Consider the following 15,082-nt stretch of genomic DNA (forward strand, 5'->3'; position numbering starts at 1 on the left):
GAAGAAAGATTTCGCTTATCGTCTCAAGAATTGATTAAGCCACTGCATCACCCAAGAGAAGAGTGCCACGATCGCACCCGCCATAATTGCCAGAATGATCACAGCAGCGATCGAGCCAACGACTACTAACACTCCATCCGCCTCGATCAATCCCAAACTAATCGTCACAATCGCGATCGCAGGTAGGAAATTTCCAAACGGAATCGGCAGCATAATCACGACTGCAAGCACCACAAAAAGCAATCCTAACCAACGTTCTACGATCGAAGTTGTTGCGAACTGCCAGCGAGGACGAATTACTTTCTCAAATCGGTGCAGATAGCGGAGAATTTCTCTCACCGCTTTCTCAAAGTCTTTGCGCCTGAAAGTTCGATTCGATAACCATTTTGGAAGTCGAGGAGAAGAATATCCAAGTAGAAGTTGCACCGAAAAAATGAGTAATGGAGTTCCAATAATCGCAGATACACCTGCGATCGGTAACGGTAATGCTTCCGGTAATGCACAAATTAATAACGTTGGACCAAACGCACGACTGCCCAAACTTTGGATCAATTCTCCTAAGCGAATCGTTTCCCCAGAATGTTGCCGCAATAAATTCTGCAACAATTCAGAGGTATGTAACTGAGATTCGCTCTGAGATTTGTCCTGTTCAGTCATAGGGTTATTCTCGATCGCAGTTAGCAAGGTTTGACTCACTCTACAGACAGATTTTTGTTTACTGAAGTGATTTATCGTTTTTTCTAGCGAATTGCTAGTGTAAGATCGCGCTGTTCGCTCAGACCCAATGGAGAACTGTGATGAAAGGACTCGCTGGAAAGACCGCGCTTATTACTGGAGCCAGTTCAGGGATCGGACAAGCGATCGCAATTCGACTGGCTCAAGAAGGCTGCAATGTTGCCATCAACTATCGTAAGAGCCTCGAAGAAGCCGAAGAGACCGAAAAAATGGCGCTCCAAAAAGCTCCTGAAGGCATCAAAACAGTTCTGATTCAAGGTGATGTTTCAAAAGAAGAAGACATTTTGAGAATGTTCAAAACCACGATCGAGACATTTGGTAGCTTAGATATCTTAGTCAACAATGCAGGAGTACAAACTGAGCGAGCTTCACATGAGATTCCGACTGAAGAGTTCGATCGAATTCTCTCGATTAACTTACGCGGTGCATTCCTCTGTGCGCGAGAAGCCTTAAAGCACTTTGTTTCACACACTCAACCTGGAACTATTATCAATATCTCAAGTGTTCACGAGATCATTCCTCGACCAATGTATCTAAGCTATTCAGTGAGTAAAGGCGGAATGGAGAATTTGACTAAAACACTGGCACTTGAATATGCAGGTCGTGGAATTCGGGTGAATGCGATCGCGCCTGGTGCAACCGTGACTCCAATTAATGAAGAGTGGGTCGAAGATCCAGAAAAGAAAGCGGTTGTAGAAAGTCATATTCCTATGTCTCGTGCGGGAACGACTGAAGAAATGGCTGCCGCTGTTACCTTTCTCGCTTCAGAAGATGCGGCTTACATTACCGGGCAAACACTGTTTATTGATGGTGGATTAACGCTCTACGCGGATTTTCGTGAGGCTTGGTCTGCTTAGAAGATGTTTTAAAGGAATTGAGAGACAGGTCGCTACGGTTGCATCCGCCCGTGATTGCAAATCACGGTCTATCGGGGAGAAACCCGTTCAAACGGGTTGAAAGCCACTCATCGTTATGCTTCAGTCCGTTTCCAACGGACTTTGTGCCGATAGACCGTGATTTCTAATCACGGGCGGATGTAGCAACCAACGACTACCTTTAAAACACTCTCTTAGTGCGATCGCGATTGCATCGATTCAACTTTCTGCACGAACACCCACCGAATAGAATTCGCCCAGGCATTAATGTCGATCGCACAATTCCCCCTTATCTCGGATTCACTTTGCCGATCGTTTTCAGCTTGCCGTCCGGTCCCACTGTCCAAACATCATAACTACCAACCACATCGCCAGCCTCATCGATATCGACATTACCGCTTGCCCCTTGATAGTTAATCTGTCTACCTTGACGCAACAGTTCCAACCCTTTGCACACATCAGAAACCTCTTCTCCAGGCGCATTAGTCACTTCCCGCACCTGATTCTTGATTGCTTCACCCGTGTTCGATTTAGCTGCTTGTGCTGCTAACACCAAGATCGCAGCAGCATCCCAAGCATGAGGCGCATAAGCCGCTAAAGGACGTTTCTGCTTTTCTTCCCACAGCTTCGTAAATGAAGCTAATCCAGTTCCACTTGCCCCCGGAACCGTTCCCAGCGCACCTGTAAGAATTGATTGTCCATTCTGACCTTTACCGACCTTATCCACAAAGTCTTGAGAGTAAACGCCATCTGTGAGTAGAAATTGAGCGTTTTGGCTTCTTCCTTGCTCATAAGCCGATTTCACAATCAAGCTTCCCGTATCTGCATATAGAACGGCTGCAACAGCTTGTGGACCACCTGTAAAGGCTGCCGCAGCTTCTGTTTGAAACGTGGTTGCTTTCGGATCATAACGAGTCGGTCTTGCCTCGTTCGTAATCTTGCCGCCCAGTGCTTCAAATGCTTTGACAAATTCCCGCTCAAAGCCCACTCCGTAATCGTTGTTAATCACGATCGTGCCTGCGGTTTTCAAGTTGCGCTCACTCGCTAATTTTGCCAAAGCTTGCGCCTGATAGGTATCGGGTGGAGCGGTTCTTGCCCAGTAGCCCTGGAACTTGCCTTCTTTCGCCTGTTGCGTGAACACCGGACTCGTACTTCCTGGAGAAATCAGCACCACTTTGTTACGAACCGCGATCGGTAATGCTGCGGTCGAAACACTACTCGCGAATGAGCCAACCACACCTGCAACTCGTTCCCGCTCTGCTAGTCGGGTCATCCCTTCTGCACCCGCAGCCGGATCGGTCTGGTCATCCACCTGAACCAAAGTGACAGGTTGACCATTCACGCCACCACATTGATTCACGGTTTCAACCAGCAGGGGAACTGCCGCTGTCATCTGTTGTCCAACCGAGGCGAGGTCTCCAGTCGAAGGCAGGAGTGATCCAATCTTTAAGCCTCCGGTATTTGCAGCAGGAGAGGCATTCCCCGCTGGCGATGCGGTTCCGCCTTGTCCGGTGGGTGGGGCGGCTTCTTGACAGGCGGCAGCCAGCAATCCAACCGTGAGTGTCATAACTGCGAGAGACAAAGCGCGTCCGATTTTCAGACGAGTTGGGGAAGCCTGGTTACTCATTGAACGGTCAACTCCTTTAAGATCGAGAAATCCGAGTGTTAGTGAAGCCGATTGTAAACCTAAGACTCTCGATTTTTTGCATTATTTAGCAAAGTTTGTAGATTGTTCGAGTAACCACCAGAGTTCGCCTTGCGGTTTAATCAGTCTTGCTGGGTAAGTCATTTCGTCGGCTTCGTCTGCAAAAATCTGCGTTAAAGCATTGTATTTATTTGCACCTGCGACCATAAAAATAACACTGTGAGCAGCGTTGATGAAAGGCGCAGTGAAAGTAATTCGTGGATTTCCGTCTTTGTTTCCGACTGTGATTAAGCGATCGCGAATTTTCAAGGCTTCCGTCTGTGGAAACAGCGACGCGGTATGAGCATCATCGCCAATTCCAAGCAAAATCACGTCAAATGCAGGAAAATCTCCAGGCTTTGAGTTGAAGAAAGATTGCAATTCAGCTTCGTGTTTTTGGGCTGCGATCGCAGGATCAGATTCTTCAGTTGGCATGGGATGAATGTTCTCAGCGGGAATTGGAACTCGATCGAGCCAAGCTAATCGCGCCATTCGCTGATTACTATCAGGATGATCGGCTGGCACATACCGTTCGTCCCCCCAGAAAATGTGCAGTTTATCCCAAGGAAAGTCTTGCTGTGCGAGTTTTTCATAGAGCGGTTTTGGAGTGCTACCGCCTGCTAGAGCGATCGTCGCAATGTTTCGAGATGCGATCGCGCTGTGGAGTTTTTCAAGCACAAGTTCGAGAGCACGATCGACGAGTGCAGGCAAGTCAGAGAGGATTTCAACGTGTGGATTCATAAGGCATTTATCATTCTTCTTCGTCAGAATAAGGGAAGAATTTTGAAACCTCCGCTCTCTTAAGAAATATTGGCGAAATCGAGAGGTTGCAAACTGACTATAGCAATCCTAAGTGAGTTGTGAAGAAGTGGGGAGTGGGGAGTGGGGAGTAGGGTGTTGCTCCCGTTTTGATGCCTGACTCCCTACTCCCTACTCCCTACCCCCCACTCTTTCTAATGTTTACGACTCAAATAGGATCGCTATATCTTTTCAAGATCTAACTTCAGTCAGGTGGAACACTGAGCGATCCCTTTCAGAATCAGGAAGCGATCGACATAACTTATAGGAGAATTAAACATGGTTACAACGCTAGATGATACAAAACGATTGATGATCGGAGAACGGTTAGCGGATTTGAAAACGTTTCAAAGTTTGATTATTTCCAATGATCAAAAACTGATCGAAGCGTGTCCCTATAATGATGTGCGCGATCGCTTACAAAATATGCTAGAAGATGACCAAAAGAACTTAGGCATCATTGAAACGGTGATTGTTCAGTATGGCATTCAAGCTGAACCTAGTCCTGCAACAAAGATTTTTATCAAGAACTTTGAGCAGATGATGGAAGGCGATGAATTTACGTACTATCAAAAGCTCATTCACCATGAATTGATGAAGCATGGTCAAGCCATGAGTGGAATCAATATCCACAAAGCGGCTCAGAAAGTGGGAGCCGATATCGAAATTGCGATCGCGCCGCTCAATACGGTGAACTTTGAAGGTCGGGCACACCAAGAACAACTCAAAGGAATGCTCGAACAAGTGGGCGTTCGTGAGATGACTGGAATGGATGCGGATCAAGGTCTGTGGGCACGTGTGCAAGATGGGATCGCAGCGTTGTCTGGTGTTGCAGGGAGTGTGATCACGCAAAACACCGATAAGCAGGATATGAATATCCAAACGTTGATTCGGTTAGACCACAATAAGGTCAACACGATCTTCACTGAAATCGGTGCAACGAAAGATCCACAGAAACTACAAGAATACTTCGGTCAACTGTACAAGGATATGCTGGCTCACGCTCAAGCTGAGGAAGAAGTCGTCTATGCCAAAATTCGCCCGTTCTATGGCGATGACAACACTCAGGAACTCTACGACGAACAAGCAGAATGGCGACCGATGTTAGAGGAGATTAAATCGATCGATCCAGCTTCGTCGGCTGATCTGTTCCGCTCTAAGATCAAGGATTTGATGGAGCAAGTCGGCGATCACATTCGGCAGGAAGAAAGCACGATGTTTGCATCGATCGACAAAAATTGCAGCACCGAAGAGAAGGAACAAATGGCATCTGAATTCAAAGCAGTGAAGACCAGAGTGCAACAAGAAATGGCATCTATGTAGGTTTCCTACTGATCCAGTCGATTCTCTGATTAGTAAATTAGTAACTATCAATCGTGTTGTGGATCAGATCGTTTGAATCTGATCCACAGTGCGATCGCTAATTGAACACGACCAATGTATCTGCTGCTAAGAAATGATCCAAGTGATAAGCGCGTTCTTCAGTCTTGAGAAGAATTTGCTCAAGCATATAACGAGTTCCGCGATCGCCCAAACTTTCTGCTTGCGATGCCAATCGACGAAGTAGCAAAATAATGGCTTGCTCTGCTACTAAATCATTTTCGACCATTTGGCGACAGTTAAATTCTCCGTCCGCTTCGGGAGTAAAACAGCAAAGTTCTGCAAGTTTCGAGAAGCTGGCAGCGGGAACACCACCCAAACCGTTTAAGCGCTCTCCCAAATCATGCACGTGACCTTGAGTTGCACCATACCCTTCTTCAAAGAACTGGTGTAATGAGTAGAACTCTGCGCCTTCCACTACGAAATGATGTTTTTGATATTGCAGATACAAGGCTTGAAAACTTGCCAAAGCAATGTTTAAACCTTCGCAAACGGGTTCAGTCGTAGAACGATCTAATAGGACTGGATTGTTCCCAACTTGTCCAAAGGGTCTGACGAGTGTTTGAGCCATAGTATTTCTCCTAGCAGATCGATAGGTTCACGATCGATGCTTTGTATGTGAGTTACGCCTGAGTGTAACAGGTTTATTCGAGGCGCGATCGCTGATTCTACAGGGTTTAAACCTGAAAAAATGCAAGGTTTTATCAGTACTGACTGCCGCTTAAGCAAAGATGATTTGTGTACGGAGAACAAGCTGGATAACAAAATCATGTAATGCTTATAAGTTATTGCAAGGTGCTGAGATGGGTTTGATCTCTCTATCGCCAATCCTCAAAGCAAATTTTGAAACTTATGATCCTGACTTTGTTGTGCAGATACTGATCTAACGAGATGAATGTGTAATCTAGAGAACACTCACTAGATGCAAATAAATATCAGATAAATATTCACAAATCACAACATTTGAGCGATTTTTAGTTTCTCAAGCGACTCAAATAATCCAATCCTAATTGCTCCATCTGTTGAAGAATCCAGGCTTGTCGCCGTAAAACTGTTGCAGAAGGTCGATCGACAAAATAAATTTCAGGACCTGGTAAAACTGCTGCTAACAATGCACTTTCTTCTTGGTTCAATTGATTTGCATTAATCTGAAAAAAACGTCGGCTTGCGGCTTCCGCTCCAAAAGTACGATCGCCAAACTGAGCAATATTCAAATAAACTTCTAAAATCCGCTGCTTTGACCAACTCCGTTCAATCAAAACCGTAAACCAAGCCTCTAAAGCTTTTCGCAGCAAGTTACGCCCTGACCAAAGATACAAATTCTTTGCAACTTGCTGAGTAATGGTACTTGCACCTCGTAATCCTTCACCTGCTTTCCCTTGCCCGATCGCATTTTGAAGCTCTTGAAAATCAAAACCTTGATGATCTGGAAATCGCTGATCTTCTGCGGAAATTGCTGCTAAAGCTAAACTCGGAGCAATCTGATCAAACGATCTCCATTGATAGCTGTAAGGCTGCAATCCACCTGAGCTAAAGAAAGCCGATTGCAGCATAAAGCTAGATGTAATCGGAGGAATCCAACGCAACGGAAGTACAAGCGCGATCGAGATAAAGAGAAATACGATCGCGCTTTTGAACAGAAACAGAACGATCGATTTGAGTGTAAACCGTCGCCGAGATTTGAGCCGAGGCATTGAACGCTTCCCAAAAACTAACCACAAATACTATCTTTCGGCAACTGAGTATCAATCTGAATCATTGTATATCCCAACTTCGTCAATACATCAGTTAGCAATTGTTTCGCGCTCTGGTTCGCGGCTTCAAGAATGCCACCCTTACAAGCCTCTTGTCGGATTGCAGCGATCGCTTTGAGTTGAGCTTGTTCTTGCAATTCGGGAGTTGCTTTTGGGGCAAACCAATCTCGATAGTTCGCCAAAATCGTCGAATGCCCCACATTCAAGCCAATCTCTCGAACATACGGTGCAGGCAAACTTAAATGAACGGCATCTGCACTCACCGATTTCACCTCTAACCGCTTGAGGTTAATCCCTGCTTGAACTTGACTCACTCCCTCATACACAAAATTCGTTTGCCCAACTTGCAAGCCCCAGACTTCACTCGGCTTCTCTACTCGAACAGTCGCTTTCGCATCGATCGTGACTGTCGTTAACTGATCCACATTGTTCAATCCTGAGAAGATCAAATTCCTCACATCAACATGAGTCGCACTTGGTTGCAAGAGAAACGGTAGACTGAACAAACCGAGCATCAGAATAGTTAAAAGCGCGATCGCTTGCCATCCAAGTTTCTGAAGAATTTGAGCAATCAGCGTTCCAGTCTTTTGTCCGAGCCACGTGCCCCAAGTTAACATAAATCGTCTCCTGATTTCATCTCCTGCCAGTCTATTCCAAACTTCGCCCTGCTCGTCCCTTAAAATGAAAGAGTCACTTCTTTAAGTTTTATGAACATTTTTTGGCTACTGTCTCTTGGAACCGCTGGCTTGGTTCTGGTGTATCTTCTAAATCCGCGTCGGTATCAGTCGGGTGATTCGGTAGCGAATGCCTATGACGAATGGACTCAAGACGGCATTCTAGAGTTCTACTGGGGGGAACACATCCATCTTGGTCACTATGGTTCTCCTCCTCGCTCAAAAGACTTCTTACAAGCCAAAGCAGACTTTGTGCATGAAATGGTGCGCTGGGGTGGATTAGACAAGCTTCCCGCAGGCACAACGGTGTTAGATGTCGGTTGCGGCATCGGAGGCAGCAGTCGAATTCTGGCAAAAGACTATGGCTTTCAGGTGACGGGAATTACGATCAGTCCTGGGCAAGTAAAACGGGCACAAGAACTTACGCCACCAGAAGTCCCAGCAAAATTTCAGCAAGATGATGCTATGAATCTATCGTTTGCAGATTCTAGCTTTGATGTGGTGTGGTGTATTGAAGCAGGTCCACACATGCCAGATAAAGCGGTGTTTGCAAAAGAACTAATGCGAGTTCTGAAACCGGGCGGAATTTTGGTAGTTGCGGACTGGAATCAAAGGGATGCAAGGCAGAAACCATTCGTGCTGTGGGAAGGTCTCGTGATGAAACAATTGCTCGATCAATGGGCACATCCAGAGTTTGCCAGCATTGAAGGATTCGCGGAACTATTGGAAGCGACACAGCTAACAGATGAAGCAGTTCAAACAGCGGATTGGACACAGGAAACATTACCGTCCTGGCTGGACTCGATTTGGCAAGGGATAGCACGTCCTAAAGGATTGATCCAATTTGGTGTGTCTGGATTTATTAAGTCGCTCAGGGAAGTTCCAACTTTGCTATTGATGCGATTGGCATTTGGGGCTGGACTATGTCGGTTTGGAATGTTCCGCGCCGTTAGAAAATAGCTCCGTGTGGAATGATCAAGCCCGATCGTTCCACACTCAACTTCACGCCACCATTGGTTTCGGCAGAATTCCATTGCTAAACCAAATCACACTTTGCGTCGTATCAAGGCTCGTCCAGCGAATATCCGAGAATCGATCGCCGTTGTAGTCTCCAATTTCCGCTCGGAATCCAGCCGATTGACTTGCAACAGGCAAAATTTCAATTCCCTTACCATTGGAAAGCCAAACCTGATCACTGCCTGTACTCGGATTGCGAACTAAGAAATCGGTCAAGCCATTACCTTCAAAATCAGCCGTTCGGATGGTGACATCAGAACTTGTACCCGGAAGATCGATCGGGGTTGCATCCGGTTGAAACCCACTGCCTGTCCAAGTCCAAATCTGATTCTGTCCGCTTAAGCGATCACGCCAATAAAGATCACTTCTTCCATCGCCATTAAAATCAATGACTTCTGCACTCCAAGTCAATCCTTTTACTGGAATTGATTCACCAAAAATTGCTAACGTCTGTGGATCAAAAGTCCAGAATGAATTGCCGCTTGTCGTGGGATTTCGCCAGAACAAATCCGTTCGACCATCGCCATTAAAATCCGCGATCGTAGGTTCCCATCCGCCTTCAATTTTGCCGCTAATTTGTCGCGTTTTTTGTAATCCATCCATCAACCAAAGCTGATAGTCTCCGGTGCTGAAGTTGTACCAAAATAGATCCGTTTTTCCATCGCTATTAAACTCACCAATGACACTTCGCCAATCTCCTTGCAGCGGGTCAAGAAATGCTCCTGCTCGAATCGAAGCGCCATCCATTAGCCAAATTCCATTCGCTCCAGTCGCGGAATCTCGCCACAACAAATCTGTTTTACGATCGCCATTAAAATCCCCATATTTCGGAGCATCCCAAGTGCTTGGAATCGAGGCGAACGAACTTGAACCGAGCGATCGCACTCCAGACACTAAGCGCAAATCAGCAACAAAAGTGTTGGAATTCAAACTGAATAAATCAGTACGACCATCACCATTAAAATCAGGAACTCTTAGCGGATTTAAACTTTCGGGAACTGCCATACTGTATTTTCTTCAACGAAATCGGCAACACTATATTATGTCTACATTCTCGCGTTTCAGCACCAGGAAGCTCGACCAAAAAGATATTAGACAGTATGGCAATTGTCTCATTAATTCGTAAGTTTTATACTCGTCTTGATCCCATCAATGAATTGCGCTGAATCACTCACGAATCCGAAGCATTGTTTCACATTATACAAGGTTGCTTGAAGGCAAAATTCTGGTGAAGTCGTTGCCGTACAGTCTTCTAGCAAAATGCAGTCATAGCCCAAGAAATTTGCATCTTGTAGCGTTGTCATCACACACTGATCCGCATTCACACCCGCAAAAAAGAGCGTTGTTTTCCCCAAATTTCTCAAAATGCTATCAAGCGGCGTATCCCAAAATCCACTCATTCGATATTTGTCAATTTTGATATCGCTCTCCATCGGTTGAAGTTCATCGACGATCGCGGCTGCCCAACTGTCTTTTTCCAGCACCGGAGCTTGATTTTTCGGCAAGGGATCACCCAAGCCCACGCCAGTTCCAGTCGGATTGTAAACGTGACGAGCCGCAGGACTGATATTGAGCAAATCCGGACGATTTCCCCAATTCACCCAGACGATCGGCAGTCCAATTCCTCGCAAAATCGGAAGCAACTGCTGAATCGGCACAATCGGCGATCGAGCAGGAGTGACATCGACTCCAATATGCGATAACCATCCGTCAGGATGACAAAAATCATTCTGCATATCGATGATAATCAGCGCAGATTTTGCTAAGTCTAGCTGCAATGTTTTTGTGGCTGTATTCAGCGTGATGATTTGCGGGGCGATCGCGGGTCGGGTCAAATCTGCGATCGTATCATTCACATACCAAGCATTCGGAGGGACACCGAGCGGATAGAGCGATGAATTCATAGGACGGGAACTCTGCTTTCAAATTGTTCTTCAATCAGTACTACAACTGTTTCACATCGTGCTGTTTATCAGATCACGAATGGGAGATCAAATCTGCTCTAGTTCACTGGTTTTTCTGATACAACTAAGCTTAATTCTTAAATTTGTTCATTCACAAAGCTCTAATTCTACGGGTTCTGCAATGCGTGTTTCTAAACTCACTCTCTGTGCGATCGGGTTTATTTCGACTTCAGAGTTCGCCCGAACAGCGATCGCTCAAGATGTCGTCGTTCCAACTGAGTCTCCAACGGCTGAAACCAAAACGATTTCTACCAGCAAAACTCCGAGTCCTGCCACAGTCGTAAAGATTGAAACACCAAAAATCGAAGCACCCCGTCCAACGCCAGAATTTTCTCGCAAGCCGATCGCCCAAGTGACTCCACCAGAGCCGATTGTTCCCACGCTCATTCAACCCACTGCACAAGCCCCTACACGCCCTACTCCACAACCTCAAGCGCCATCGGATCTAGTCCTCACCGCAACTGATGTGCAAATCGTTGGGGCTTCTCCTGAACTGCAAACCTTAGTTCGCGATCGCATTCAAACTCAACCGGGCGGCAATGTTAGTACACCTCAACTTCAGCGCGATATTGCAACCATTCTAGAAACCGGATTGTTCAGTACTGCGACTTTTACGACGCGCACAAATCCGAACGGGTTAAGTGTGACCTTTCAGGTTCAGCCTGCCACAGTCCGATCGCTGAATCTCGTCAATGCACAAGCGCTCACACCTGCGATCGCGAATCAGTTCTTCCAATCCCAATTTGGTGCACCTGTTAGTCCCACCGCAATCAACACCAGCATTCGACAGATCAATGATTGGTATCGGCAAAATGGATTTAGTTTGGCACGAGTGATCGGAGTGATTCCGAATCGGGATGGTGTACTAACCGTTGAAGTGGCAGAAGGCTCGATCGGGAATATTCAAATCCGATTCACCGACGAACAAGGCAGTCCCACCAACGATCGAGGAGAACCTGTTCGCGGCAGAACCAGAGAAGATTTCCTACGAAACCAAATTCAACTCAAACCAGGGCAAATTTTCCAAGAGTCTGCTGCCCGTGAAGACCTCCAGCGCATTCTCCAGACGGGACTGTTTACAAACGGTCGGATTTCGCTTGAAGGAGATGCCCGTAACACAACTGTTGTTTATAACCTCACTGAAGCTCGCAGCCGCGCTCTCAATGTTAGCGGTGGTCTCAACGATGATTTAGGTCTATTCGGAAGTTTTAACTATAGCGACAACAATTTTAATGGCATAGGACAGCAGGTCGGCGGAAACATTTCAGTCGGAACGCGAGATGTTCAATTCGATGGGCGATTTGTCAGCCCCTATCGCGCGACCGAACCCGACAAATTGGGATATAGCGTGAGCGGCTTCCGCAGACGGGGGCTTTCACGAGTGTTTGATAACGATGCGAGTGAACTATCCAATGGCGATCGCGTTCGTGAAGGTCGCTTTGGTGGAACTGTTGCTGTGAATCGTCCGATCGGGAATGGTTGGGATGGCACTTTAGGTTTGAACTATACGCGAATTAGTTTGCGCGATCGCGATGGCAATGTTGCAAGACGCGATCGTAATGGTGCTCCTCTATCATTCAGCGGAACCGGAGTCGATGATCTAACCACGCTAAACTTCACTGCTGTCCGAGATCAGCGCAATAACCCATCTGATCCATCAAGCGGTTCGCTCCTGACACTCACTACCGAGCAATCGATTCCAATTGGAAGTGGTAGCATTCTCTCGAATCGCCTGCAAGCGAACTATTCACAGTACATCCCGGTGAACTTTTTTAATCTAGAAAAGACACAGCAACAACCGGAAGTACTAGCATTTAATGTTCAAGCGGGAACCACGATCGGCGATTTACCGCCCTACAATGCTTACACACTAGGTGGACCTAACTCAGTCCGAGGATATGGTTTTAACGATGTTGCAGTCGGTCGCAGTTTCCTTCTCGCGTCTGCTGAGTACCGATTCCCGATTTACAGCATCATTGGAGGAGCCGTATTTGCCGATTTTGGTTCAGATCTAGGTTCTGCAAATGCCGTTTTAGGTGCTCCAGGGTCGGTTCGCGGTTTACCGGGTTCAGGATTTGGTTTCGGCTTAGGAATTCGGGTGAGATCGCCGTTCGGAACAATTCGAGCAGGCTATGGAATCAATGATCAGGGTGAAGGACGATTCCAGTTTGGCTTTGGAGAGAAGTTCTAGTGAGTCAGTGTAAGAAGCGCGTCTAGAAAGGGAATTGCGATCGCAATTCCTGCTCAAGCTTTTGAAGGTGAGATCACAACGTTGCGATCAAGATAGAGCATTGACCAGAGGTATTCTAGGATTGCTTGTCTGCTTGCATTCGCTCAGAGATTTGAATCAGCGATCGTAATGCTTCATTCACAGCCTCAGCCGTCGGAAACGCCTTCGCTACATCAGGATCTAATAAGACTGCGTTTGTTCCAGCACGATAGCGATCGACGTATTTTCCTCGTTCTGCTCCCTTCAGCATCTCAGCAAAATTATATTCAGGGCGAAGATCGTCATCCATCTCAGATTTAGAAATCTTCTTGTTCATACGCTTTCCTCTCCGATGACGTCGATCGCTGAACCATAGCGCCCCCTACTAACCTTCTCTCGAATCAATTTCTCAAGCTCTGGCGATAAGGGGATCTGCATAAGAAGCACTTCAAACACAATGCGTTTATTTTATCAAGTTCAATTAATTTAGCTTAGGATGGTGAGTAATCGACTATGTGTGATACCAATGAAAAAAATGAATTCTCATCAAAGTAAAGCGGCTGAGAATAATTGGGAAATCAAGCAGGCTGAGACAATTTCAAGCCGTAAAGTCAACGTCAGGAAAACTGTCACTGGTACAGCATCCAAAACAGAAGCCAGTGATGAGCAAATCAGGAAGGCAAATGAATTAATGATGCAAGCTTGGGATATGATCTCAAAGCGAAAAAATCCTGACTCGAATGCCCAAAGTGACCTTTGATACAAATATTTTCATCTCACGCAAACGAGTTGAGCTTCCCAAAGGATTCTATTTATCTGTTGTGGTGCTTCAAGAATTGGTTGTTGGGGCTGAAGATGATGCTGAAGTTAAGATCTTCAATGCTGTTCTGAAAGAGTACGAGAAATTAGGCAGACTTCTTGTACCGACTGTAGAAGATTGGTGGTTAGCGGGAAAAGTGATCAATTCTTTGCAGCGTGGGTTGAAGTCGCAGCGGGGCGGACTAACACCGAGAATGTCAGCAGACCAGAAATATCGAATTACTCATGATGTGCTGATTGCAAGAACAGCGAAACGAGCAGGCGTTTCAGTCGTGACTGATAATTTAAGGGACTTCGAGACAATTCAACGGTTCTGCAATGTTCGCTTGATTAGTGGCGATGAGTATTTTGGAGCTTAGAGAAGTTGTCGATCGCTTCCACAACCCCAAACGCTACAGACTGTGTAAGCGATCGCAGAAACCACTACTGTACAATGGAAACTACTCTCCAATGATCTAATTCGGGCGTGCTTAAACCGTTCATACAGCATTAGCCAAAGGGAAACGATAAATTCCAGGTGTAGTAGTAGATGGCTGCTTCTAGCAACGATAGAAGCAGCGTTCCTCCCAAGATTAAACACCACCGTAGTTGGTCAGAGCGCAGACTACCAGCGAGTACAGCAACGACCAGCGCTTTGATTGATGCTATGGCAACGGTGATAGCTAGAATGACGAGTACAGATACAACTGGAGCAAAAAATATAGCAAAAAGATTACCAGTTACAAAGCCAATGACTAGGAAATGCGTCACCACTGAACTGGCTATGCAGCAAATTAGAGAAGTGCGTGAGACTTGATAAGGTGCTAACGGAGGCAGCATTGTTTTGAATTACGACATAGAATCTTGATCGCTCTATTTTCCTCCAAATCCCAACCTGAAAAATTTCTCGACAGTTTTGCCAATCTTGTCTTACACTGTTTAGTTGTCGCTAAAATACAGTTGCGCGAATTTCCGGAAGACCTCTCTGGAGAGAATTTAGAGAGGATTTTGATGTGTGAAGCGATTCACCTCCGAAAATCGCACTTCTTCAAGCAAGAAGCTGATAAACCTAATTCAGTCTTTCTTCGCGAGTCAATTCCAACCCTTGGAAACTGAGTAGTTCGCTATTCAAGTCCGACTGGAATTCGCATTTCAGAGCATGATGCACTCATCAGCTTAAAGTGCTTGAAGAAC

The 15,082-nt window shown here is 46.1% G+C and carries 16 protein-coding genes; 6 read left to right on the top strand and 10 right to left on the bottom strand.

All coding sequences use genetic code 11. From position 1 onward, the window contains the following. Positions 1-15 precede the first annotated feature (15 nt). A complete protein-coding gene (locus ACQ4M5_RS10505) occupies positions 16-657 on the bottom strand; it encodes an exopolysaccharide biosynthesis protein (protein ID WP_430675564.1) in 642 nt (213 codons plus the stop codon). A 140-nt stretch (positions 658-797) separates the two neighbouring features. Between ACQ4M5_RS10505 and ACQ4M5_RS10510 the strand changes: the two genes are divergently transcribed. Next, positions 798-1,592 (top strand): glucose 1-dehydrogenase, encoded by a 795-nt coding sequence (locus tag ACQ4M5_RS10510; protein WP_430675565.1) that lies wholly within the window; start codon positions 798-800, stop codon positions 1,590-1,592. 307 nt (positions 1,593-1,899) lie between these two features. Here the strand turns inward: ACQ4M5_RS10510 and ACQ4M5_RS10515 are convergent, their stop codons facing one another. Beyond that, positions 1,900-3,237, bottom strand: coding sequence for an ABC transporter substrate-binding protein (locus ACQ4M5_RS10515; RefSeq protein ID WP_430675566.1), 1,338 nt, complete (start codon positions 3,235-3,237; stop codon positions 1,900-1,902). 81 nt (positions 3,238-3,318) lie between these two features. Continuing rightward, positions 3,319-4,035 (bottom strand): 6-phosphogluconolactonase, encoded by a 717-nt coding sequence (pgl, locus tag ACQ4M5_RS10520; RefSeq protein ID WP_430675567.1) that lies wholly within the window; start codon positions 4,033-4,035, stop codon positions 3,319-3,321. A 336-nt stretch (positions 4,036-4,371) separates the two neighbouring features. Between pgl and ACQ4M5_RS10525 the strand changes: the two genes are divergently transcribed. Beyond that, positions 4,372-5,415 (top strand): hemerythrin domain-containing protein, encoded by a 1,044-nt coding sequence (locus tag ACQ4M5_RS10525; RefSeq protein WP_430675568.1) that lies wholly within the window; start codon positions 4,372-4,374, stop codon positions 5,413-5,415. Between the two features lie 97 nt (positions 5,416-5,512). Here ACQ4M5_RS10525 and ACQ4M5_RS10530 read toward each other — a convergent pair whose 3' ends face one another. The 3 genes from ACQ4M5_RS10530 to ACQ4M5_RS10540 all read right to left on the bottom strand — a co-directional run bounded on the left by ACQ4M5_RS10530 (position 5,513) and on the right by ACQ4M5_RS10540 (position 7,843). Beyond that, a complete protein-coding gene (locus ACQ4M5_RS10530; RefSeq protein WP_430675569.1) occupies positions 5,513-6,043 on the bottom strand; it encodes a Dps family protein in 531 nt (176 codons plus the stop codon). 403 nt (positions 6,044-6,446) lie between these two features. After that, the gene (mtgA, locus tag ACQ4M5_RS10535) at positions 6,447-7,166 is read right to left on the bottom strand and encodes a monofunctional biosynthetic peptidoglycan transglycosylase (RefSeq protein WP_430675570.1); all 720 of its coding nucleotides are present in this window, start codon (positions 7,164-7,166) and stop codon (positions 6,447-6,449) included. Positions 7,167-7,183: 17 nt separating this feature from the next. Then, on the bottom strand, positions 7,184-7,843 hold the full coding sequence (locus tag ACQ4M5_RS10540) for a DUF4230 domain-containing protein (protein WP_430675571.1): 660 nt from the start codon (positions 7,841-7,843) through the stop codon (positions 7,184-7,186). A 90-nt stretch (positions 7,844-7,933) separates the two neighbouring features. Here ACQ4M5_RS10540 and ACQ4M5_RS10545 point away from each other — a divergent pair, with 90 nt between their 5' ends. Next, positions 7,934-8,860, top strand: coding sequence for a methyltransferase domain-containing protein (locus ACQ4M5_RS10545; protein ID WP_430675572.1), 927 nt, complete (start codon positions 7,934-7,936; stop codon positions 8,858-8,860). A gap of 42 nt (positions 8,861-8,902) precedes the next feature. On the opposite strand, the gene ACQ4M5_RS10550 is transcribed toward ACQ4M5_RS10545, so the two are convergent. Then, positions 8,903-9,922 (bottom strand): FG-GAP repeat domain-containing protein, encoded by a 1,020-nt coding sequence (locus tag ACQ4M5_RS10550; RefSeq protein WP_430675573.1) that lies wholly within the window; start codon positions 9,920-9,922, stop codon positions 8,903-8,905. 110 nt (positions 9,923-10,032) lie between these two features. Continuing rightward, positions 10,033-10,821, bottom strand: a complete 789-nt coding sequence (locus tag ACQ4M5_RS10555) for a cysteine hydrolase family protein (RefSeq protein WP_430675574.1) — start codon at positions 10,819-10,821, stop codon at positions 10,033-10,035. Positions 10,822-11,002: 181 nt separating this feature from the next. Here ACQ4M5_RS10555 and ACQ4M5_RS10560 point away from each other — a divergent pair, with 181 nt between their 5' ends. Continuing rightward, positions 11,003-13,072, top strand: coding sequence for a BamA/TamA family outer membrane protein (locus ACQ4M5_RS10560; protein WP_430675575.1), 2,070 nt, complete (start codon positions 11,003-11,005; stop codon positions 13,070-13,072). A 115-nt stretch (positions 13,073-13,187) separates the two neighbouring features. Here ACQ4M5_RS10560 and ACQ4M5_RS10565 read toward each other — a convergent pair whose 3' ends face one another. Then, complete coding sequence (locus ACQ4M5_RS10565) at positions 13,188-13,427, bottom strand: hypothetical protein (protein ID WP_430675576.1); 240 nt, start codon at positions 13,425-13,427, stop codon at positions 13,188-13,190. Positions 13,428-13,616: 189 nt separating this feature from the next. On the opposite strand from ACQ4M5_RS10565, the gene ACQ4M5_RS10570 reads away from it, so the two are divergent. Together ACQ4M5_RS10570 and ACQ4M5_RS10575 are read left to right on the top strand one after the other, a co-directional pair. Then, positions 13,617-13,850: a hypothetical protein gene (locus tag ACQ4M5_RS10570; RefSeq protein WP_430675577.1), complete on the top strand. Its 234-nt coding sequence runs from the start codon at positions 13,617-13,619 to the stop codon at positions 13,848-13,850. Continuing rightward, entirely contained in the window at positions 13,831-14,268 is a 438-nt protein-coding gene (locus tag ACQ4M5_RS10575; RefSeq protein WP_430675578.1) for a type II toxin-antitoxin system VapC family toxin, read from the top strand. The genes ACQ4M5_RS10570 and ACQ4M5_RS10575 overlap by 20 nt, the downstream gene beginning before the upstream one ends. 130 nt (positions 14,269-14,398) lie before the next feature. Here ACQ4M5_RS10575 and ACQ4M5_RS10580 read toward each other — a convergent pair whose 3' ends face one another. Beyond that, a complete protein-coding gene (locus tag ACQ4M5_RS10580) occupies positions 14,399-14,728 on the bottom strand; it encodes a hypothetical protein (RefSeq protein ID WP_430675579.1) in 330 nt (109 codons plus the stop codon). Positions 14,729-15,082 lie beyond the last annotated feature (354 nt).

Source organism: Leptolyngbya sp. AN10, from assembly GCF_050565645.1.
Taxonomy (GTDB): domain Bacteria; phylum Cyanobacteriota; class Cyanobacteriia; order Leptolyngbyales; family Leptolyngbyaceae; genus Leptolyngbya.